This window comes from Streptomyces sp. NPDC050147, from assembly GCF_040660195.1.
Lineage (GTDB): Bacteria > Actinomycetota > Actinomycetes > Streptomycetales > Streptomycetaceae > Streptomyces.
In genome coordinates, this window is sequence record NZ_JBFALJ010000028.1 from 54,333 (window position 1) to 75,393 (window position 21,061).

Annotated in this window: 10 protein-coding genes and 1 pseudogene; 6 read left to right on the forward strand and 5 right to left on the reverse strand. The window is 70.6% G+C overall.

Annotated elements, in window-relative coordinates; translation table 11 throughout:
- The first annotated feature begins 97 nt into the window (after window positions 1-97).
- A complete protein-coding gene (locus AB0I94_RS33745) occupies window positions 98-8,620 on the forward strand; it encodes a type I polyketide synthase (protein ID WP_363313539.1) in 8,523 nt (2,840 codons plus the stop codon).
- 106 nt (window positions 8,621-8,726) lie between these two features.
- On the opposite strand, the gene AB0I94_RS33750 is transcribed toward AB0I94_RS33745, so the two are convergent.
- Window positions 8,727-9,545 carry an SDR family oxidoreductase gene (locus AB0I94_RS33750; protein WP_363313540.1) on the reverse strand — a complete coding sequence of 273 codons (819 nt, stop codon included), beginning with the start codon at window positions 9,543-9,545 and terminating at the stop codon, window positions 8,727-8,729.
- 141 nt (window positions 9,546-9,686) lie between these two features.
- Here AB0I94_RS33750 and AB0I94_RS33755 point away from each other — a divergent pair, with 141 nt between their 5' ends.
- Complete coding sequence (locus AB0I94_RS33755) at window positions 9,687-10,268, forward strand: helix-turn-helix domain-containing protein (protein WP_363313541.1); 582 nt, start codon at window positions 9,687-9,689, stop codon at window positions 10,266-10,268.
- Between the two features lie 189 nt (window positions 10,269-10,457).
- A complete protein-coding gene (locus AB0I94_RS33760) occupies window positions 10,458-10,733 on the forward strand; it encodes a hypothetical protein (RefSeq protein ID WP_363313542.1) in 276 nt (91 codons plus the stop codon).
- A gap of 27 nt (window positions 10,734-10,760) precedes the next feature.
- On the opposite strand, the gene AB0I94_RS33765 is transcribed toward AB0I94_RS33760, so the two are convergent.
- Both AB0I94_RS33765 and AB0I94_RS33770 read right to left on the reverse strand, forming a co-directional pair.
- A complete protein-coding gene (locus AB0I94_RS33765) occupies window positions 10,761-11,306 on the reverse strand; it encodes a pyridoxamine 5'-phosphate oxidase family protein (RefSeq protein WP_363313543.1) in 546 nt (181 codons plus the stop codon).
- Window positions 11,307-11,532: 226 nt separating this feature from the next.
- On the reverse strand, window positions 11,533-13,089 hold the full coding sequence (locus AB0I94_RS33770) for an MFS transporter (protein WP_363313544.1): 1,557 nt from the start codon (window positions 13,087-13,089) through the stop codon (window positions 11,533-11,535).
- 195 nt (window positions 13,090-13,284) lie between these two features.
- On the opposite strand from AB0I94_RS33770, the pseudogene AB0I94_RS33775 reads away from it, so the two are divergent.
- The 3 genes and pseudogenes from AB0I94_RS33775 to AB0I94_RS33785 all read left to right on the forward strand — a co-directional run bounded on the left by AB0I94_RS33775 (window position 13,285) and on the right by AB0I94_RS33785 (window position 15,463).
- Window positions 13,285-13,793 (forward strand): annotated as a pseudogene (locus AB0I94_RS33775) (DUF664 domain-containing protein).
- 147 nt (window positions 13,794-13,940) lie between these two features.
- Window positions 13,941-14,285, forward strand: a complete 345-nt coding sequence (locus AB0I94_RS33780) for a helix-turn-helix transcriptional regulator (protein WP_363313545.1) — start codon at window positions 13,941-13,943, stop codon at window positions 14,283-14,285.
- Window positions 14,285-15,463 carry an MFS transporter gene (locus tag AB0I94_RS33785; RefSeq protein ID WP_363313546.1) on the forward strand — a complete coding sequence of 393 codons (1,179 nt, stop codon included), beginning with the start codon at window positions 14,285-14,287 and terminating at the stop codon, window positions 15,461-15,463. The genes AB0I94_RS33780 and AB0I94_RS33785 overlap by 1 nt, the downstream gene beginning before the upstream one ends.
- 10 nt (window positions 15,464-15,473) lie before the next feature.
- Here AB0I94_RS33785 and AB0I94_RS33790 read toward each other — a convergent pair whose 3' ends face one another.
- Together AB0I94_RS33790 and AB0I94_RS33795 are read right to left on the reverse strand one after the other, a co-directional pair.
- Window positions 15,474-16,043 (reverse strand): DUF6328 family protein, encoded by a 570-nt coding sequence (locus AB0I94_RS33790; protein ID WP_363313547.1) that lies wholly within the window; start codon window positions 16,041-16,043, stop codon window positions 15,474-15,476.
- Window positions 16,044-16,112: 69 nt separating this feature from the next.
- A complete protein-coding gene (locus AB0I94_RS33795; RefSeq protein WP_363313548.1) occupies window positions 16,113-20,948 on the reverse strand; it encodes a DNA repair ATPase in 4,836 nt (1,611 codons plus the stop codon).
- Window positions 20,949-21,061 lie beyond the last annotated feature (113 nt).

A 21,061-nucleotide genomic window follows, 5' to 3' on the forward strand; every position in this document is an offset into this window, starting at 1 on the left:
TGTTCGACGCACCCGTCGTCTATCGTGATCACGGCAACTCCCCTATCCAGAGGAAGCGTTCATCCTGGTGACAGCGCACATGACCGCCCTCCGCCCCTTGCCTGACCTACTCCGGGAGCATGCCCGGCGTTTCGGTACCAAGACCGCCTTCGAGGACGACCGTTCCCATGTGACCTACGGGGAGCTGGAACTGCGAACCGGCCGGCTGGCGGGGCATCTCGTCGGCCTCGGTCTGCGGCACGGGGAACGAGCGGCGATCCTCCTGGGCAGTCGGGTGGAGGCCGTCGAGAGCGTCCTCGCCGTCACCAGGGCGGGCGCTGCCGGTGTGCCGCTGGACTCGCGGAGCACCACCGCCGAGTTGGCACACCTGCTGGACGACAGCGGGGCCCGGTTCCTCTTCACCGACCGGCCTTCCCTGGAGCAGTTGCGGCCGCTGCTGCGGGAGCGCCCCCGGCTTGGCGTGGTGCTCGTCGAGGATGCCGGGGCGCTGGACGGGTCCCCGGCCGCGGCAGTGGCGGTGGCATCGGAGGCGAGTGGTGGCTCGGCCGGCGAAGCGGAAATGTTCCGCTACACGACCCTGGCCGTCACCGAGCCGCCCGTGCCGGCTCCGGATGATCTCGGACTCGACGAGGTGGCCTGGCTCCTGTACACCTCCGGATCGACCGGCCTGCCCAAGGGGGTGCTGTCCACCCAGCGCCACCGGCTGTCGTCGGTGGCATCCGGTTTCGTCGACGTCCTCGGCCTGTCGGCGGACGACCGCCTGCTCTGGCCCCTTCCCCTCCACCACGCCATGGGGCAACTCCTGTGCGTCCTCGGGGTGACCGCGACGGGCGCGTCCGCCAAGCTCCTGCCGCGGTTCTCCGTGACGGACGTGCTGGCTGAACTCCGCCGGACCGAGGACCCGTTCACGCTACTGGCCGGTGTGCCGACGACGTACCGCAAGCTCCTTGACGCCGTAGGGGACGGCGGCCTCGGGGCACCCGCCCTGCGTGGCTGTGTCAGCGGGGGTGCGACCGCCCCTGCCGCTTTCCAGCGGGCTTTCGAGGAAGTCTGCCGGGTTCCGTTCCTCGATCATTACGGAAGCACTGAGGCGGGCCCCGTCACCATGACGGCGCCGGGTGCCGCCAGGGCGGCCGGCTCCTGCGGCCGTGTGCTGCCAGGCATGCGGGCGCGTATCGGCGACGGCCGCGACGCCGAAGCTCCGGGAGAGGACGAGGCAGAGGGCGAGTTGTGGGTCTCCGGGCCCGGCGTCATGGCCGGGTACCACCAGCGGCCCGACGACACCGCCGAGGTTCTGCGCGACGGTTGGTACCGCACCGGTGACCTGGCCCGGATCGGCACCGACGGTGACATCACCCTCACGGGCCGGGTCAGCGAGCTGATCATCAGGGCCGGGGAGAACATCCATCCCTCCGAGGTGGAGGCGGTGCTGCTGGCCCTGCCGGGAATCCAGGACGCCGCCGTGGCCGGCCTCTCGGACGACGTGCTCGGTGAGGTCCCGGCCGCTTACCTGGTCCCGGCGCAGGCCGGTGCCCTCGACAGGAGAGAGATACTCGCAGCCTGCCGGGAACACCTCTCACCGTTCAAGGTGCCCGCCGCCTTCTACGAGGTGGAAGCGATCCCTCGTACCGCCTCGGGCAAGGTGAAGCGGTACACCCTCGCAGACGTGTCCGCGCGGCCTCTGCCGGTCCAGGCCCTCACGCCGCAAGAGGCGGAGACGGTGGACCTGACGGCTCTGGTGCGCGCCGAGGTCGCCGCCGTGCTCGGCTGCGCCGTGGACGAGGTGGAGCAGAGCACCGCGTTCCGTGACCTGGGTCTTGACTCATTGACGTCGACGGTGCTGCGCGACCGCTTGTCGACGGCGACCGGTCTCGCCCTGTCCGAGGCGGCGCCCTTCGACTTCCCCACCGCGGCCGAGCTCGCCGCACATCTGCGGGCGCGGCTCACCGGTGGGACGGCGACTGCCACGCCCAGCCGTCCGGCAGGGGCCGGTCCGGACGAGGACCCCGTGGTCATCGTCGGCATGGCGTGCCGTTTCCCCGGCGGCGTACAGAATCCCGAGGACCTGTGGCGGCTGGTCGAGGACGGGATCGACGCCATCACCCCCTTCCCCACCGACCGGGGGTGGGACGTGGACGGGCTGTACGACCCGGATCCAGGGCAGCCGGGCCGTACGTACGTACGCGAGGGAGGCTTCCTGTCCGGCGTCGACCGCTTCGACCCGGCCTTCTTCGGGATCTCGCCCCGCGAGGCCCTGGCCATGGATCCGCAGCACCGATTGCTGCTCGAAGTCGCCTGGGAAGCCTTCGAACACGCGGGGATAGATCCGGGCACGGCACGCGCAACCCCTACTGGTGTGTACGCCGGGCTCATGTACAGCGACTACGCCAGTCGCTTCGCCCGCACGCCGGAACGTGTGGAGGGCTACCTCGGTATCGGCAACGCGGGCAGCGTCGCCTCCGGCCGTATCGCCTACACCCTGGGCCTGGAGGGTCCTGCGGTCACCGTGGACACGGCGTGCTCGTCGTCGCTGGTGGCCCTGCACCTGGCAGCCCAGGCACTGCGCAGGGGTGAGTGCTCGATGGCGCTCGCCGGAGGCGCCACGGTGATGTCGGCACCCCACTCCTTCGTCGAGTTCAGCAGGCAGCGCGCGCTCGCCCCCGACGGCCGCTGCAAGGCGTTCGGGGCGGCGGCGGACGGCACCGGATGGGCCGAAGGCGCCGGGATGCTGCTCATGACCCGGCTCTCGGAGGCCCGGCGCGCCGGCTACCGGGTCCTGGCCGTGGTGCGCGGTTCCGCGGTGAACCAGGACGGCGCGAGCAACGGCCTGACCGCGCCGCACGGGCCGGCGCAGCAACGGGTGATCCGCCAGGCTCTGGCGGACGCCCGCCTCGCGCCCGCGGACATCGACGCGGTGGAGGCGCATGGCACAGGCACCCGGCTCGGCGACGTGATCGAGGCGGAGGCCTTCCTGGAGGCGTACGGACCGCAGGCGTACGAACCCCAGGCTCACGGACCGGAAGCGTCCGGACCGGCCGGAACACGTGAGCATCCGCTGTGGCTCGGCTCGGTGAAGGCCAACATCGGGCATACCCAGGCGGCGGCGGGCATGGCCGCCGTGATGAAGATGGTCCTGGCGATGGAGCACGGCGTACTGCCGCGCACGCTCCACGCCGAGCAGCCGAATCCCGGCGTGGACTGGTCCTCGGGCGCGGTGTCGCTGCTCACCCGTTCGAGGCCCTGGCCTCCGACCGGGCGGCCCCGGCGGGCAGGTGTGTCGTCCTTCGGGATCAGCGGGACCAACGCGCATGTGGTGATCGAGCAGCCGCCCGTGGAGAAGTCCGGTGCCGGTGCCGCGGCCCGGCCGGACAGCGGAACCACGGTCACTCAGGTGCCCGCTCGGTCGGCCCCGGCGACGGCCGTGCCGTTTCCGGTGTCGGCAAGGAGCGCCCCGGCGCTGCGGGCACAGGCTCAGCGACTGCACGCCTACGTGGCCGAACGTCCCGGAACCGACCTGCTGGACCTCGGTTTCTCCCTGGCCACGACCCGCGCCCATTTCGAGCATCGCGCGGTGCCGGTCGCCGGTGACCGCGAAGAACTGCTCGCCTCGCTCGAAGCGTTGGCGGAAGGTCGCTACCGGCCGGGCCTGAGCACCAGCGGCCCCCACCCGGCGGGCCCTGTCGTCTTCATGTTCACCGGGCAGGGCAGCCAGCGGACCGGCATGGGCCAGGAACTGTACGAGGCCCACCCCGTCTACGCCCGTTCCTTCGACGAGATATGCGCCCTGCTGGACCCGCTTCTGCCGGAGCCGCTACGGGACGTGGTGTTCGCCACCGATACCGCCGAGAACGTCGGTACCGCCCAGAGCGTCGAAGGCGGCGGCACGGGAAGCGCCGAGTTCATCGGCGGCTCGCGAGCGGGCGGGCTGGGTGGGCTTCTGCACACAACGCGCTTCGCGCAGCCCGCACTCTTCGCTCTGGAAGTCTCCCTGTTCCGGCTGCTGGAGTCCTGGGGCGTACGCCCCGACATGGTGGCAGGGCACTCGGTCGGCGAACTGGCGGCGGCTCATGTCGCCGGGGTGCTGTCCCTCGCGGACGCCTGCACCTTGGTCGCGGCACGGGGTCGGCTGATGGACGCACTGCCCACCGGTGGAGCGATGGCATCGATACAGGCCGACGAGAGCGAGGTCACCGCGTACCTGGCGGGTGGAGCGGACCCCGCCCGAAGGGCGGACAGTGCCCAAGGCGTCGGCAGCGCCCGAAGGGTGGACATCGCAGCCGTGAACGGTCGCTCCGTGGTGGTCTCCGGGGACGAATCCGCAGTGCTGGAGGCCATCGCGTACTGGCGCGGACAAGGCCGCGAGACCACCCGGCTGCGCGTGAGCCATGCCTTTCATTCGGCGCACATGGAACCCATGCTCGATGCCTTCGGCCTGGTCGCGCAGGGGATCAGCTACTCCCCTCCGCAACTGCCCCTGGTCACCGCGGTGGCGGACCGGCCCGCGACCACCGAGGAGGTCTGCTCGCCGCGGTACTGGGTGGACCACGTACGCCGACCGGTCCGATTCGCCGACTCGGTGCGGTACCTGCGGGAGCAGGGGGCCACGCACTTCGTGGAGCTCGGCCCGGACAGCGTCCTCGCGGGCCTGGCGCGCGACTGCCTCTCCGACCGCCGCCCGACGGCCACGGCAGACGCGACCACAGCAGACGCAGCCACAGCGGTCCCGGCGACGGCGACATCCGGTGGCGATACGGACGGCCCCGTGCCGCTGGTCGTCCCGACGCTGCGCGGCCCACGGCCCGAGGCAGCGGCACTGCTCGCCACCGTGGCCACACTCCACGCCTACGGTGTGAGTGTGGACTGGCACGCGGTCTTCGCCGGACGCGGCGCACGGCACACGGCACTGCCCACCTACGCGTTCCAGCGTGAGCGGTACTGGCTCGAGGCCGACTCGGCTGGATCCGCGACGCAGGCCAACGCGTCGGCATCCGCGGCGGAGCCCGGCCCCGAGCCCCATCCGTTCCTGCGAGCGGTGACGTCGACGGCGGACGACGACGGCCTGCTGCTGAGCGGCCGGCTGTCCCTGCGTGACCAGCCCTGGCTCGCCGACCACGCGGTGCTGGACACGGTGCTCCTGCCGGCGACGGCCTTCGTCGACATGGCGATCCACGCCGGGGACCGGACGGGTGCCTCCACACTGGAGGAACTGACGCTGACCGCACCGCTCGTGCTCTCCCCCGGCGAGCCGGTCGAGCTCCAGGTGAAGGTGGCGCGAGCCGACTCGGATGGACGCCGGGCGGTGGTCTTCCACGCACGGACGCACGCTCCCGGTCACGACGACCGTCCTTGGACCCGCCACGCCTCCGGAGTCCTGGCCCCTGCGGAGTTCAGCCTTCCGGAACAGCGGGTTTCCACGGACGCGCCCTCCCCATGGCCTCCGGCGGGCGCCGTACCGCTGCCGTTCGGCACCGAGGCGGGTATCGGCCTCTACGAGGGACTCGCGCACGGCGGGCTCCGTTACGGGCCGGCCTTCCAGGGCCTGCGGACCGCTTGGCGCCTGGGGGACGACCTCCTCGCCGAGGTCGAACTCCCGGAGGGCGAACACGTAAACGCCGGCCTGTTCACTCTGCATCCGGCGCTGCTGGACTCGGCACTGCACACCCTGACGCTGGATCAGTATCAGACCGTCCCGGACGGCGACCGGGACAGCGGGACCGGAGCGGCGTTGTCGCTGCCGTTCGCCTGGAGCGGTGTACGGCTGCACGCGTCCGGCGCCCGCACACTGCGGGTGCGGGTCTCCCCGGCGGAGAGGGAAGCAGAGGGGAAAGCGAAGGGAAAGAGTGTCCGGCTGGAGTTGACCGACGGGGCCGGAGCCCCTGTGGCCACGGTGCGTTCGCTCGCCCTGCGTCCGCTCGCCCCCGAGCAGTTGAGCGGCGTACGCGCGCACAGTGACAGTCTGTTCCGCCTTGAGTGGACACCTCTACATGATTCCGCCGCCCCGATACCGACGGGGCCGCCTCTGTACGGGCTCCTCGGCGAGCCGGGCCCGGAACTGAGCGGCGCACTCGCACAGTTGGGTATCCGGCCGACGGTCTACGCAGACCCTGCTTCGGCGGCCCCCGACGCACCGGCCGTCGTGATCGCCTGCCCTCCGCTCACGGGGAGGGCCGAGCCTGACCGTGCGCCGGCCGCACACCACGCAACCGGCTGGGCACTGCGGCTCGTACAGGACTGGCTCGCCGAAGACCGGCTCGCCAACTCACGTCTCGCCGTCCTCACTTCGGGCGTCGTCACTCCCGGAGCCGGCCCGGACGCGAGCATCACCGACGACGATGCCGCACTCGTCCACGCACCTGTGTGGGGCCTGCTCCGCTCGGCGCAGACCGAGAACCCGGGCCGCTTCTCGCTGATCGACATCGACGACCATCCCGCGTCCGCGGGCACCTTGGCCCGAGCCCTGATGAGCACCGAGCCGCAGATGGCCGTACGCCACGGTGTCGCGTACGTACCGAGACTGGTCCGCGTAACCCAAGCGGCAACGGCGACGACGGTGAAGGCGACCCCTGCGGCGGCCGATGGCACACCGCGGCGGCTGCACCCGGACGGCACCGTCCTGGTCACCGGGGGCACCGGCTCCCTGGGCATGCAGTTCGCCCGTCACCTCGTGGTCGCACACGGCGTACGTCACCTGCTGCTCGTGGGACGGCGTGGAGCGGACGCGCCCGGTGCCGCCGGACTCCGCGCGGACCTGACCGGACTGGGCGCGGAGGTCACCTTGGCGGCCTGCGACGTCGCCGACCGCACGGCGCTCGCCGCCCTCCTCGCGAGCGTGCCGGAGGCACACCCACTGACCGGAGTGGTGCACACCGCGGGGGTCCTGGACGACGGTGTGGTGTCCGCACTCACCCAGGAGCGGCTGGACCGCGTACTGCGGCCGAAGGTGGACGCGGGCCTGGCCCTGCACGAGTTGACCCGGAGCAGCGACCTGGCGGTGTTCGCCCTGTTCTCGTCGGTGGCCGGGGTGTTCGGCTCCGGTGGCCAGGGCAACTACGCGGCGGCGAACTCGTTCCTGGACGCGCTGGCACAGCACCGCAGGGCGCTCGGGCTGCCCGGTACCTCTCTCGCCTGGGGGCCGTGGCAGCAGAGCGGTGGGATGACGGCCGGGCTCCGGGGCGCGGACCTGCGCCGGATGGCCCGTTCCGGTTTCCTCCCGCTGCGGACCGAGGAGGGCCTTGCGCTCTTCGACGCCGCCGTCGAAGGGCAGGAGGCGGCCCTGGTGGCCGCGCGTCTCGACCCGGCGGCAGCGGCGGCATCCGGAGAACCCGCGGCGCCGCTCTCGCGTGTACCGGGCCGAGGGCCCGTACGGAGGGCCTCCGCATCGCTGACAGGGCCCGGCACCGGAGGTGAGGACTCCCTGCGCCGACGGCTGGCCGCCATGCCCGCGGCCGAACGCGGTGCGCTGCTCCTCTCGCAGGTGCGGGCGGAAGCCGCCCTGGCGCTCGGCCATGGCTCGGGAGATTCCGCGGTCGAGGCGGACCGCGCGCTGGCCGAGCTGGGCCTCGACTCACTGGCCGCGGTCGAGCTGCGCAACCGGCTCGCGGTGCTGACGGGACTCGCTTTGCCCGCCACGCTCCTGTTCGACTACCCGACGCCGCGCGGGGTCGCCGCTCACTTGGAGGAGCTCTGGACCCTCAACAACCCTGAACCATCCGGCGCGTCGGCCGCACCGCTGCGGCAGGAGGGTGCGTCGCAAAGTACTTCGGCTCCGAAGGGCACGGCCGCAGACTCCTTGTCCGCGCTCTTCCGTACGGCGTGCGCCCGTGGCAAGGCGTGGGACGGGATGGCCCTCCTGACGACAGCGGCACGTCTGCGTGAGGTGTTCGAGGACGCCGCGGTCCTCGGCTCGCCGCCCGCGGCCGTCACCCTTGCGACAGGGGGCTCCGGGACCCGCCTGATCTGTTTCCCCGCCCTCAGCGCGCTGTCCGGGCCGCACGAGTACACCCGATTTGGACCCGCCCTCCAGGAACGGCGTCCGGTTTCGGTACTGCCGAACCCCGGCTTCCTGCCGGGGGAACTGCTGCCCGCCACACTCGACGCCTTCGTGGCGGCACAGGCCTGTGCCGTGCACGCGTGTGCGGGAGACGAACCGTTCGTCCTGCTGGGGCGGTCGGCCGGTGGGTGGGTGGCACACGCGGTCGCCGAGAAGCTCGAGACCATGGGCCTGACTCCGTCCGCCGTCGTCCTGATCGACACCTATCCCGGCGCGGAAAGCGGCTCCGGAGGACTCGGTGGCGACGGGCCCGCGCTCTCGGCGATGACCGCGGGCATGCTGGAGAACTCCGCGCAGTTCGCCTCAGTCGAGACCGACCGGCTCACTGCGATGGCCGGCTATCTGGAGCTCTACGCCGACTGGAAGCCCACCTCCCTGTCGGCGCCCACCCTCTTCGTCCGGGCCGGAGACCGCCTGCCGGGCATCGAAGCAGCCGAACCATGGAGCCTGCCGCACTACGAGATCACCGTGCCCGGCGACCACTTCACCGTTCTGGAGGACCATTCCCGCACGACCGCCCTGGCCGTCCACACCTGGCTCTCGGAGAACCTCGGAGTGGACGCCTCCTGAGACGCGCCTCAGGGCCACGACAGGGAAAGCCGGACGGCAGCGGGTTGGCCGGCGCGCCGCAGCGGCCTCGCGGTGGCGGCACCCGTTGCGGGGACGGCTGAGGAACTCATGCCGCGTGCTCCTTCGGCTGCGGGGCGGCGCTTGAGGGGGTGAGGACATTGCGGGTGACGCGTTCGGCGATGGCGGCGACCAGGGTGCGTGGCCGGCGCGGCGGCAGGTGGGCGGAGAGGGCATTGCCGAGCCCGGGGGTGACGTAGCCGCGGCCGCGGTCAAGCGCGCGCAGAGCGGCGCGTACCACTGGCTCCGGGGTGGTCATCGAGCCGTTGACGGCCGCCTTGCGGGTGCCGATGACGTCGAAGAACGGGGTGTCGACCGGGCCGGGGCAGAGGGTGAGCACGCGAATGCCGCGCTTGCGGTACTCCTGGCGCAGGGCGAGCCCGAAGTTCAGTACGAAGGCCTTTGCCGCGCTGTAGACGGCGAAGTACGGGGAGGGCTGGAAGGCGGCGGTGGAAGCGACGTTCACGACCGCGCCGGTGCCGCGCTCCAGCATGCCGGGGAGCAGTGCGTGGGTGAGGTCGACGAGCGCGACGACGTTGACCATCAGCTGATCGTGGTCACGCTCCGCGGCAATGTCCTCGAAGCGACCGCAGGTACCGAATCCGGCGTTGTTGACCAGCAAGTCGACGCTCAGGCCGCGGGCGGCGAGTTGGCCGGCGACGCGCCGAGCCGCATCCGGCTCGGCGAGGTCCTGGACCAGGACGTGGGCCTGGACACCGTGCTCGGCGCTCAGGCGCTCGGCGAGGGTGGTGAGCCTGTCCTCGGAACGCGCCACCAGGATCAGATCGTGGCCGCGGGCGGCGAGCTGCGCGGCGAACTCCGCGCCGAGTCCGGACGAGGCACCGGTGACAAGCGCTGCACTGTGCATGGAAGACCCTTCCATCGATGAGTAACTGAAACGTGAGAGTACTTGCTTAACACCTAGCTGCAACAGCTGTGACGCAAGTAATTCTCAAGTGGCTCAGTGGTGTACCGTTTGCGGGAGTGAGACAGATGAGCGGGAGGCGCCATGAGTGAGACGGCGGCACGGCCGCTGCGGGCGGACGCGGAGCGCAGTGTGCGCGCGATCCTGGAGGCAGCCGAACGCGTGCTCTCGACGGACCCCGGCGCGTCGATGGAGCAGATCGCCACCGCGGCGGGAGTGGCCAGGACGACGATCCACCGACGGTTCGCCAATCGGCAGGCGCTGGTCGATGCGCTGGCCTCGTCCGCCGCGCGTCAACTCGCCCAAGCCGTGGACGACGGTCGGCCGGACACCGCACCCCCACTGGTGGCGCTGCACAGGATCACGGCCAATGTGCTCGAGGTGAAGAGCGCCTGGACATTCGCCCTTGGGCTACCCGCGGATCCCGACAGCGAAGCGGCGGCCCTGCACCAGGACATGGCGCAGCGCTGCATCACCGTGCTGGAGCGGGCCCGGGCGGACAGACTCATCGACGAGGCGGCGGACCTCCACTGGGTGCAGCGGGTCTACTACGCGCTCCTCGGGGAGTCCCTGCACGGACGCTCGGACGATGCCGACATCGACACCGACACCCTCGCCGCCCGCATCGTCGACACCCTGCTGCGCGGCGCCGGCCCGCGCAGCTGAGCACCACCACACGCGCGAGCGGATAACGCCCGGCCACCGCATCCGCGCGTGCTGCCGGAGATGTTGACTGCGGAGCCCTGGGCGTTTCGGCGATCTGCAGCGGAACGCAGCCACGGGGCTCGTCACTCTCGTACGGCCCCCCTCGCGCGTCGAGGCCGGCGCTCGAGCGCGGCTGCTTAGAATCCGCTGATGGCGCACACTCTCGATGAACTGGTCGAAAGACAGCAGGCTACGAACGCGGCGCACCGCGAGGTTCTGAGAATGCGAGACCAGTACGGTCCGCCCGCCACCGCACCGTGGACTGAAGCGCAGAAGAAGGCGTACGAGACGGCGTGGCGCGCGTGGCGTGACCTGGCGCGCGACACCCAGGATGCCGTCGCGGAACACGCGGCGGAGCAAGGTGTTGCCCGGCAAGAGGTCGAGGCGGAGGTAGAAGCGAAGGCGCGAGCGGCGGCCGACGAGTAGCGCTGCCGCGCTCCGTGTACAGGCCCGCTAGAAGGTGTAGCGGGTGTGGCTGAACACCTGGCCGTCGTGCCCGAAGCCGTACGCCGTACCGGGTGCCACCGCAAACAGCAGGTCGTCGCCCTCCCGGATGCTGTCGCCGAAGCCGTGGAAGGTCCCCTCCGGCGAGGTGATGTGATCCCCGTACTGCGCCTCGAACGCGGCGATGACCTCTTCCTGGCGCGCCGGATCCGTCACCCGCTCCGCCGTGCCCTCGATCACGATGTCGAGCCCTTCGGAGAGCGAGTTGTTTCCTGTGGTGAGTGCGCAGTGGGCGTTACCGGCCAGATTCTTCGCCTTCTGCTCGCCCGATCCGGTGCTGAAGTGCAGCGCGCCGTCGTGCCAGGCGGCGATCAGCGGAGTGACGTGCAGCCGGCCGTCCGGCCGGACCGTGGTGATCCAGAAGACCTCGGCCTCCCTCAGCCGGCGCTGGGCCTTGGCCCAGTCGGTGGCGGTGACGTTCTCCGCGCCTGGGCGCGGGTTGAGCGCCGAGCTGTAACGGGCGTCGAGCTCGGTCTTGGGCTGATTCGATGTCATGGGGAACCCTTTCCCTCTTCTTGCGACGAAAGCTACGCAAGCCGCCGCGGTGGCGCTCAGGCCGCTGTCCCTGCTCCCGCTCCTGTCCGTGCTTCTGCTTCTGCTCCTACCCCGCTCTTGCCCCTGCCTCTGCCACTGCCACTGCCACTGCCACTCAGCCAACTCACCACATCCGCCGCCGGATGAGACGTCTTGGACCGGGTCGCGCCCCCGGCTCATCGGCATCTCAGACCGAAGTGACCTCGGGCGCTGCCGTCGTGTCGCGGTGGCGTGGTGCGCGGGCGTTGACCAGGAGGAAGGCAGTTGCGGAGGCGGCGAGCATGATCAGTGCAGCCCAGCCGGTGGCGACGGTGAAGCCGTGCACCACGCCGGAGTCGAGAATCTCGGCCTTGCCCTTGGGCGTCAGCTGCCCGGTACGTCGCGCTTCTCCCATGTGGGAGGTGACGTAGGTGGCCGTGCTCGTCGTCGCGATCGTGTTCAGGAGGGCCGTGCCGATGGAACCGCCCACTTGCTGGGCGGTGTTGACGGTCGCCGAGGTCACTCCGGCGTCCTTCGGGGCCACTCCCGCCGTGGCGGTCGCCATGACGGGCATGAAGGTGAGGCCCAGTCCGAGGCCCAGCATCAGCATTCCCGGCAGGATGTGTCCGGCGTAGCTCGAGTGGGTGTCGAGGAAGGTCAGTGTGAACAGACCTGCCGCTCCGAGCAACAACCCGGGGCCCATCAGAAGCCGCGGCGGTACGTGGTGGAGCAGTCGTGCGGAGATCTGCGTCGACCCGATGATGATCGCGAGCGACATGGGCAGGAAGGCGAAGCCGGTCTTCACCGGTGAGTACCCGAGGATGCTCTGCAGGTAGTAGGTCATGAACAGGAACACGCCGAACATCCCGATGGTGGCCAGCCCCATGGTCAGCATCGAGCCCCCGCGGTTGCGGTTCTTCACGATGTGCAGCGGGAGCAGGGGGTGCGCCGCGCGCGCCTGCCACCACGCGAACGCCACCAGTAGAGCGATGCCGCTGATGAGCAGCGCGACAACCATGGCCGATGTCCAGCCGCGCGACTCTGCTTCGCTGAGTCCGTAGACCACGGCGACGAGCCCACCGCACCCCAAGATCACTCCGGGGACGTCCAGCTTGGCGTCCTTGTGGCCGGTGCGGTCGTGGAGGAGGGAAACAGCGCCGAAGACGGCGAGCACGGCGATGGGCACATTGACGTAGAGACACCAACGCCAGTCCAGGTACTCGGTCAGAATCCCGCCGAGCAGGAGCCCGAGCGCGCCGCCGGCGCCTGCGATGGCGCCGTAGATGCCAAATGCCTTCGCCCGCTCCCTGCCGTCGATGAAGGTGGTGGTGAGCAGCGACAACGCCGAGGGGGCAAGGACCGCCGCGAACACCCCTTGCAGCGCGCGAGAGGCGAAGAGCATGCTGGGGCCGGTGGCCGCGCCGCCCAAGGCCGAGGCGGCGGCGAACCCGGCCAGCCCGACGATGAAGGTCCGCTTACGCCCTACCAGGTCAGCGATTCTGCCGCCCAACAGCAGCAGGCCGCCGAAAGCGAGCGTGTAGGCGGTGATGACCCACTGGCGGTTGCCGTTGGTGAGGCCCAGTTCGCGCTGCGCCGAAGGCAGGGCGATGTTCACGATGGTCGCGTCCAGGACGACCATCAGCTGCGCCAGCGCGATCACGGCCAAGGCCCACCAGCGACGGCTGTCAGGTTCCGCCCCAGGCTGCGTCCCCGGTTCCGGCGCACCGACTTGACCAGCAGAAATTCGCTCTTCTGAGCTGTCCATAAGCAACAGAACACCACAAACCACTCAATCTGGCAGCGGTGAGGGACAAGGCCCACGCAAGGAGGCCGTACGCACCGCGCCCTCCACGACACGCCCCCGCCGAGTTGACCTTGACCTGTGGATCGCCGGTCGCCCTCCCCGCCCATACCGCTCCCATACCGCGCGGCTTCCCGCAGCGACAGCGACCATGGGTGGATGAACCCTGCAGAGCTAATGGCAGACGCGTTCGGACGCGTCCAGGAGCAAGTCCACGCCGTCGTCGACGGCCTCTCGCCCGAGGACCTCGCGTTCCGACCGGACGCCGAGGCGAATTCGATCACCTGGCTGGTCTGGCACCTCACCCGCGTCCAGGACGACCATGTCGCCGACGCCGCGGCCTGGAGCAGGTGTGGACCGCCCAGGGCTGGTCCGACAGGTTCCAACTGCCACTCGATGAACAGGAGACGGGCTACGGACACACGGCCACGCAGGTGGCGTCGGTCCGCGGCATCTCCGCCCACCAGTTGCGCAGTTACTACGACGCGGTCCATGAGCGGACGCTGTCCTTCGTACGCGGACTCGACGAGGCGGCGCTCGACCGAGTCGTCGACGAAGGATGGACGCCGCACGTCACCCTCGGCGTCCGGCTGATCAGTGTCATCTCCGACGATCTGCAGCACGTGGGGCAGGCCGCGTACGTCCGGGGCCTGCTGCCACGCCGTTGACACACAACAGAACCGGGCACCCCGAGGCGTTGAGCCGGTCAAGGCTGCCGGCGTGTCAAGGCCGCCGGCGTGACCGCGACTTGATCTTGCGGGAATTCCCGCACTATCATCGTGCGGGAATTGTTGAACGGTTGCTGAGGAGACAGGATGGCGCCCCCGCGTAGCTATACGCACCCGGATCCTGATGACATCGCGATCCCGCGTGTGTTGTTCGCGTTGAGTGAGCCGTTGCGGCTGAGCATGGTGCGGATGCTCGCGCAGCATGGGGAGGTGGACAGCATTGAGCTCGGCCCCGATCTGCCCAGGTCGACACTGACCCATCACACGAGCCTGCTGCGGGAATCAGGGGTTGTCCACGTACGGGCCGAGGGCCGCAAGTGCATGATCCGGCTGCGTACCGATGACTTGGAGCGGCGTTTCCCGGGCCTCATCGACACCGTTCTTGCAGGCTTCGCCCAAGCTGACACGAAGGGCACGGAGGACGGGCAGTGATGCGCAAGGTCTGGCCGCTGGTCGCGGCGGCGGTCGCGCTCGGTATCGACGCCTACGTCCTGGCGGGCGTGCTGCCGTCGATCGCTGACTCGCTGGCGACGACGGTGGCGATGATCGGTCTCGGCGTAACGGCCTTCACGGCGGCCTACGCTGTCGCCGGACCACTGCTGTCGAGCCGCCTCACCCGCGGGAGTACCGCCCGCGCGCTGCTGATCGCGTTGGGCGTCTTCAACCTCGGAAATCTGCTCACGGTCGTCGCGCCGAACGTCGGGACGTTTCTCGCCTCCCGTGTCATCGCCGGTGCCGGGGCGGGTGTTCTGACCGCTGTGGCCACCGCGACGGCGGCCGCGATGGTGGCCGATGCCGAGCGGGGGCGGGCGATGTCGATGGTTACGCTCGGCCTGTCCACCGGCACGGTCGCGGGGGTTCCCGTCGGGATGCTGATCGGCACCAGCCTGAGCTGGCGGTGGACCATGGCTCTTGTCGTCGCCGTCGGCGTGCTGAGCATGACCGCACTCGCCGTCCGCGCACGCACCCTGCCGGTCCTGCCCACGGGCGACGGAGCGCCGGTCCTCGGCGTGCTCCGCTCAGCCAGGACAGGTCTGGGTGTGCTGGCCGCGTTCCTGCTCGGTGTGGCCAGCCTGGGCCTCTACACCTACCTGCTGCCGATGGCCGATGCGCGCGGCCTCGGGGGCTGGGGCTTCGCCCTGGTGTGGGCCTGGGGTATCGGTGGCGTCGTGGGCTCGGCGCTCGTCGGCAGGTCGCTGGACCGGTACGGTCCCCGCGTCCTGTTGGTCGCCTTGCCTACGGTGCTGACCGCGAGTTTCGCCGCTGTCTGGACCAGTGCCCAGCCCGCCGTGTGGCTAGTCGCCGCCGCGCTGTGGGGCGCTGCCGGGTGGTCCAGCGTGCCGACGCTGCAACAGGCACTGACGGTTGACCGGCCTGCCCAGGCAATGCCGATCATCGCGTTCCAGATGGGGGCGATGTACCTCGGATCCGCTGTCGGCGCCGCCATCGGCAGCAGACTGCTCGACACGGGCACCACCCCGGCCGACCTCGCCGGCTGGGCCACCGCCCCCGCACTGCTCGCGCTGATGCTCACCGGCTGGATCAGCCTCAAGAGCCGCGAGAGGCGCCTACAGCCTGCTCCCGCCCGGGAGTGCGCAGCGGCGCGCTGACCGGGCCCCGTCAGCCGAACCCGCTGCTGCGGCGCGCCGCAGCACGGCGGCGCAGGCGCGCCGGCAGCACGTACCAGCAGAACCCGAACCAGAGCATGACCGCGCCGACCAGCACTTCGGCCAACACGCCCGGGACCACAAGGCGCAGGATCAGCAGGAGCGTGCAGCCAATGGTCAGCGCCAGGAGCACCATGCCGCAGATCATCAAGCGGCTTGCGGCTTCGACCACTTCGTCCTTCATGCGTTGGCCGGACAAGAAGCGATGGATGGAGACCGGCGCTATCAGCGACCCTGTCGCCGACGCGCCCAGAACGACGGTGACGACGTAGATGGTTCGATCGAACGTACCCAACTCCCGGAACAAGGGGGTGAAGGCCACACTGAGCAGAAACCCGAAGAGGATTTGCACACCGGTCTGGGCGACCCTGGTCTCCTGGAGAATCTCGTTCCAGCGTCGATTGACTCTTTGACGGGCATACTCCGGCGGTTCGGCTCCGGTCCCCGTAGCCTCAACCCCCTGGCGTGCAGGGCAGGTGGGGGCTTGCCCCGCGAGCTCGACCGACTGCTCCGCCATGGTCATGGTTCCTCCTGACTCAGAGAAACCGAATGCCCAAGGCCGGCCATTTCATGCGGGCACCCCGCCGGTCCTTCAGGGGCGACTGGCGTGCCGTGCCTTCGGGTTGGCGAGTGCGTGCCGCGGGTCGGTGGCTCTGGTGATGGCGGCCTCGACCGAGGCGACGCGGTCGGCGAGGAGGCCGAGGGCGGCTACGGCGCGGACCAGGGGATCGCCGCCGGGGCCGCCCAGTGTCCGGGCGCGGACATGGGCGGCCTTGATCCCGGACCAGCGTTCGGCCTGCTCCGGAGTGAGCGTGCCGCGCAGCTCGGCCAGTTTGAGCAGGTTGGCCTCGGCACCGGTGGTGAGCGTCTGGGCCTCGCCCGTGTAGTGGTCGTCGATCAGGGCGGAGAGTTCGGCGCTGTTCATGACGGGGTCGATCCTGGCGGCGATCTTGTTCATGTCGCGGTAGGAGCCCTGGAGTCGGAAGGGCGGTTCGGTACGGGTGTCCTCGGCCTGGCCCGCGGAGGCGATGTAGGCGGCGTTGACCGCGAGGACCGCCGCGCGGGCGGTGAGCAGGTGTCTGAGCACGGCGACGACGCGTTCCACCTCGGCGGGGGCGTACGGATGTGTGAGCTTGTCGGCGCGTGCGCTGGGGTCGTTCTCCGCGAGGCGGATCAGGAGGTCCAGGTCGGCGCGGTCACGCCCGGCGAGCGGCGCGAGCACCGGGTTCGCGGTGAGGGCGTTCTCGACGAAACTGACGGCGAAGGCGTCCTCCTTGCCCGTCAGGACGTCGCCGAGGTTCCAGATGTCGGCGCGGTTGGCGAGCATGTCGGGGATGCGGAAGCGGGCGCCGGACTCGGTGTAGGGGTTGCCGGCCATGCAGACGGCGAAGCGCTTGCCGCGCACGTCGTACGTGCGTGAAGCGCCGTTCCAGACGCCTTCCATGCGGCGCTGGGCGTCACACAGCGAGATGAACTTCTGCAGGAGTTCGGGCGAGGTGTGCTGGATGTCGTCCAGGTAGAGCAGGACGTTGTTGCCCGCTTCGAGCGCGAAGTTGACCTTCTCGATCTCCTGGCGAGCCGTGGCGTTGGGAGCTTCGGCGGGGTCGAGCGAAGTGACACCGTGGCCGAGCGCCGGGCCGTTGACCTTCACCAGCACCAGGCCGAGGCGGTCGGCCACGTACTCCATGAGGGTCGTCTTGCCGTAACCGGGTGGGGAGATGAGCAACAGCAGGCCGCCCGCCGTGCCGAACTGCTTGTCGAGGCTGTCGCCGATGAGCGGTAGGTACACCTCGTCGATGAGGCGGTTGCGGACGAAGGCGGACATGACGAGGGGCCGGTACTCGTCCAGCCTCAGGCGGGTTCGTTCGGCCGCGACGAGCTCAGTACGCCGGGCCTGGTAGGCGCGGAAGCCTGGGACGGTTTCGGCGCGGAAGTCGCGGGTACGGGCGAGGAGTTCATCGATGCGGACCGTGAGGCGCCGCCCTTCGACGCGGGGGTGGGTGCCGAGGAGTCCGCCGACGGTTTCGGCGAGAGGTGCCTCGCGGTCGTAGCGCCGCACGTCGGGGCAGAGTTCGACGGCGATCGCCTCGGCGAGGTCGTCGACGCTCTCGTCGGTGGCGGCGGCATACGAGGACAGCCACGCCTCGACCAGCTGCCGCCGTGCGCCGAGGTCGCGGATGCCCGCCAGATCGTCCTCGTACGCAGGACCGTCCACGGCACGGCGGAACTTGTCCAGGAAAGTGCGGGCGGACTCCGTGGTGACAAACCCCTCGGGTCCGGTGGTGAGCTCATCGAAGAGGTATGCGGCCGCCGGTTCACCGATCCGCTCGGCCAGTTCCGCGCACAGGTCGTCGATGGCGGGCGCGAGGCCGAAGGTGTCCCGGGCCCGGGCCAGCGACACAGCGCGCCGCGTCCAGAGTTCACGCTCCCCCGGCTCCGTTCCGTACGCCCAGAACAGTTGGGCCGCCGTGCGCGCCTCGGGCGTGTGCCGCAGAAGGCCCGCGCCGTCGTGGAGGCGCAGCAGAGCGCCGAGGATCAAGGTCGCGTCGTGGTCGTGAATACCGCGCTCGTACCCTTCGTCGTACGCGGCCTCCGCCGCCGCGCGCACGAGGCCGGGCAGGTCGTCGGCGTCCAGGAGGGCCTCGGGGCCGTGCTCGGCGAGGAGTCGGGCGGCGAGGTGTTCGGCGCGGTAGGTCTCGGCGGTCTCGGACGGCAGGAGCTGGTTCCAGTAGGGTCGCAGTTCCGTGAAGGACGGGTCGGTGACCGGCGCGCGGTAGTCGGTGCCGGTGAGCGCGAAGGCCATGCCGTCGCCGTCCGCGGCCGGGACGAGCGTGAGGTCCAGGGGCTGGGTGTTGACCGCGAAGCGGTGGCGGCCCAGGCGGATGGTGTCGCCGCCGTCCGCGTACAGCTCGGTGCGATCGCGCAGGGAGCGCGCGGCCTCCTGCCGGGCGGCCTTCAGACGCCCTGCCAGCTCCTCGGCCCGCACCTGCTCGTCGAGTTCACGCAGTTCGCCGATGGTGCGACGCACCTTGCCGACCATCGGGTCGGAGGCGAAGTACGTGTTGATCTCGTCCGCGGAGGCGAGCGTGGCCAGGCGGCGCGCGACCGTCTCCAGGACGCGGGTGGCGGAGGTGGCGAGGCGTTCGGCGTGCCGGGCGCGGGTGTCTGTGAGCGTCTGCTTGCGGGCGGCGAACGCTTCGTACACCCCGGTGCGCTTGGTGTCGAGCTCGGCGAGGAACTCGTCCGATTCGGCGAACCGCCCCTCCAGGTCCTCCAGTTGGAGGAGGAGACGGGCGAGCTGGTCGTCGCAGGTCTCGGGGGTCGTGGCGGCGGCGAGGGCGCCGGTGACGGCCTGGCCGAGCAGGGAGAACTCGGCGGCGAACTCGGCGCGTCCTTCGTGCGTGGTCAGTTCGCGGCGCCGGGCGTCCAGCGTGGCGCGGGCCCTGTTGACGCCGGCGAGGACCTCCGCGACGCGCTCCAGGATGCCGGTGCGGACGGTGGCGTCGGTGATGTCGAGACCGGCGACGACCTCGGTGACGGTCTGGAGCTGCTCGGTCAGCTCCCGGAGCCGGTCCGCGAGGGGGACCGCGTCGGCGGCGGTGGTCAGTGAGCCGGCGCCGGTGGTCAGCTGCTCGATGTCGGCGTGGTGGGCGGCGAAGGCGTCCGGGTGTTCCAGGAAGGCGACGGCGCGCTGCCCGGCCGACGCGATGTCGGCGGCCAGGTCACCGGCCAGCGAGTCGATGCGCTCCCCGTCCGCGTACCGCATGTCCTTCAGGGTCAGCAAATGCCCCTGCGCGCGCCGCAGTTCCGTGATCCGTTCCACCCATTCAGGCGCGTCGCGCGGGGCCTCCCCACGGATACGGCGGACGAGCGCGGCGACGCGTGCGGCCGAGTCGGCGAGCGCATCGGTGGCCTGCCGGGTCAGGGTGAGCACGGTTTCGAACTCCGCGACGACCTGCTCGGCCGTCTCACGCACGGCGTCCAGCGATGCCCCCAGGTCCCCCACCTCGCCGTCACCGAGCCAGTGGGAGGAGTCGGCGGCCCGTACGCAGGCCGCAGCGAGCGCCTCGTACACCTCGGATGTAGGGGTGGTCTCGCTGACGGACCGGGCGATGGAAAGGCAGTCGGAAATGCCCCGTACGAGGTCCGCGTTGCCGATGCGCGCCAGCGGGCCCTCCCCCGCCGGGCGGGCGGCGGCGTAGGTGTCACAGACGTACGGGGACTGCCACAGCTGCAGCGGGTGGACGCGTGCGGGTTCCGTGGAATCGGCGCGCAGGACGGCCAGCAGGCCGTCGTCGAAGAGCGCGTATCCATGACACGACAGCGGGGTGGGGATTTCCTTGCGGATCATGTTGTACGGCAGGAGCAGCGTGCGCCCCTCCACGCGCGCGTGGAACGCGAAGAGGACGTCCTCACCGTTGGGGGAGCGCACCGCGCGCTCGAACTCCAGGCCGTCGGTGTCCAGGGCGTCGAAGGTCTTGTACGTCCCCGTGGCCAGGTAATAGCCCCCGGGGAACACGATGCCCTGGTCGTCGGGGAGGCGACGGCATGCCTGCCCGATGCCGTCGAGGCGTATGACCTGTCGGGTGAGGGTGTTGAAGACGAGGTGGCGCCAGGCGTCCTCCTTGTAGGGACGCACGCGCAGCAGGATCAGTCTGCCCACGCGCGCGTGGGCGATGTCCGCGTCGGCGAGGGACTGCGACGGTTCCTCGACCGGCTCCTCGTAGACCTCCTGCCGTGTCTCGGCGTCGTCCTCGACTTCGACGGTGAGGGTGCCGCCGGCCGTCCGGACGAAGATCTCACCGCCGATGGAGATGTGCGGGTGGCGGCCCAGGACGTGGTCCTCGCGGGTCGTCTCGGTCCAGGCGAAGTCGTGCGAGGGCGGGAAGACGTGGTCGCGCTCACCACGCGCGTCCAGGAACTCGGCCCGCCCGTCGGCGAGAAGCGCCCAGCGAAGGACACGGATGTCCTCGGCCTTCTCGCCGGTCCTGAAGACGGCGAGGACCTTGCCGTCGACATGCCGGAGCTGGAGGAGCCTGGCACCACGGTAGTAGCGGAAGAGCGCGGCGAATTCGCGGACGAAGTCCGGGTCGTCCAGGAGCCCGGGTACCGCGTCGTCGGGAAGGCGCTTCAGGTCTCGGTCGTGGAGTGCGAGGACGTCGCCGATGGCGGTCTCGGGCTTCTGGCCGAGGTGGACGCGGTAGCCGAAGAGCAGGGTGTCGCCGACGGCGATGATGTCGCGCGGTACGCACGGCTGCTCGGTGCGGATGCTCTCGGTGCCGGTGAGCGTGAGCTCGGTGGAGCCGAAGGCGGCCACGCGCCGGTCGTTGAGGGCGGTGGCGCGATCGGCCAACTGCCGGGCCTGCGCCGCCAGACGGTCGCGCAGCACCTCGTACGTTCCCGCGTCCAGACCGGTCGCGCTCTCCATGTCCGGCTCCCCTTCGTGTGTCCTGTGTGCGGTGCCGTCCGACACGGCACGTGCGGGACGGAGGAGGAGGCCGGGGCCGCTCACCCCCGTGGAGCGGTCCCGGCCGGTCTCTG

Excerpts from the sequence above, each read along its gene's own strand:
- AB0I94_RS33755 (WP_363313541.1), top strand. The coding sequence starts at position 9,687 with ATGAGTGAGACGGCGGCACGGCCGCTGCGGGCGGACGCGGAGCGCAGT.
- AB0I94_RS33765 (WP_363313543.1), bottom strand. The coding sequence starts at position 11,306 with ATGACATCGAATCAGCCCAAGACCGAGCTCGACGCCCGTTACAGCTCG.
- AB0I94_RS33790 (WP_363313547.1), bottom strand. The coding sequence starts at position 16,043 with ATGACCATGGCGGAGCAGTCGGTCGAGCTCGCGGGGCAAGCCCCCACC.
- AB0I94_RS33750 (WP_363313540.1), bottom strand. The coding sequence starts at position 9,545 with ATGCACAGTGCAGCGCTTGTCACCGGTGCCTCGTCCGGACTCGGCGCG.
- AB0I94_RS33760 (WP_363313542.1), top strand. The coding sequence starts at position 10,458 with ATGGCGCACACTCTCGATGAACTGGTCGAAAGACAGCAGGCTACGAAC.
- AB0I94_RS33785 (WP_363313546.1), top strand. The coding sequence starts at position 14,285 with ATGCGCAAGGTCTGGCCGCTGGTCGCGGCGGCGGTCGCGCTCGGTATC.
- AB0I94_RS33770 (WP_363313544.1), bottom strand. The coding sequence starts at position 13,089 with ATGGACAGCTCAGAAGAGCGAATTTCTGCTGGTCAAGTCGGTGCGCCG.
- AB0I94_RS33780 (WP_363313545.1), top strand. The coding sequence starts at position 13,941 with ATGGCGCCCCCGCGTAGCTATACGCACCCGGATCCTGATGACATCGCG.
- AB0I94_RS33795 (WP_363313548.1), bottom strand. The coding sequence starts at position 20,948 with ATGGAGAGCGCGACCGGTCTGGACGCGGGAACGTACGAGGTGCTGCGC.